A 711-nucleotide genomic window follows, 5' to 3' on the forward strand; every position below is an offset into this window, starting at 1 on the left:
GCATTGACCTTATCAGTGCTATCCCAATTATCTCGCTGGAGATAATATAATAAAAAATAATCCTACCAGTAGGATGGTTCCACATTGACTCAATAGTCGTTGGATCCATAAAGTAAAGAAAAAGAGAGAATACAAAAGGTATGATAGAGAGAATATTTACTGACATCCGTGTTTGTGCCGTCATCACGGCTNTCTTCTGTTCGGATGTTTTGCTTTTTGTTATCACTTGGGACAATCGACTGGTAAGTTCTCTTAATTGCCCACCTTGTTGCAAGTTAAATAAAATGATGGTGATAAGAAAGTAAAACTCGGGGTAACGAAAGCGTTGATAGGCATCATAAAAAACAGTTTCAGGAGACTCTCCCACATTCAATCGGCGGCAAATAAGGCTTAATTCATTCCCTAATGGCCCAGCGACCTCTTTCCCACAACGTTCTAATACCTGGTTAATACTGGCACCGCTACTGGCCGCCATATTAATCATCAACAAGACCTCTGGGAAATCTCTTTTAAATAGCTTGTGATTATTTTTACGCGAAAAGCGTATTTGAAAAAATATGATACTGAACAAAATAAATGTCAATACCACCAGAGTATTTATCCCAAACCATGTTTTATTTATAATGTAAATGCATATTGCATAACCGATAGGCATGGCTATATGCATTTTATTTTTGTTTTTATCAATGCTTAATAAATACTTAATCCATT

1 protein-coding gene is annotated in these 711 nt (G+C 36.2%); it reads right to left on the reverse strand.

All coding sequences use genetic code 11. From position 1 onward, the window contains the following. Nucleotides 1-711, reverse strand: a 711-nt coding sequence (locus V2A85_RS24215; protein WP_420072623.1) for a type II secretion system F family protein, incomplete at both ends; no start/stop codon positions are given.

The sequence above is a fragment of the Yersinia sp. 1252 StPb PI genome, assembly GCF_048593885.1.
In the GTDB taxonomy this organism is placed as follows: Bacteria; Pseudomonadota; Gammaproteobacteria; order Enterobacterales; family Enterobacteriaceae; genus Yersinia; species Yersinia enterocolitica_E.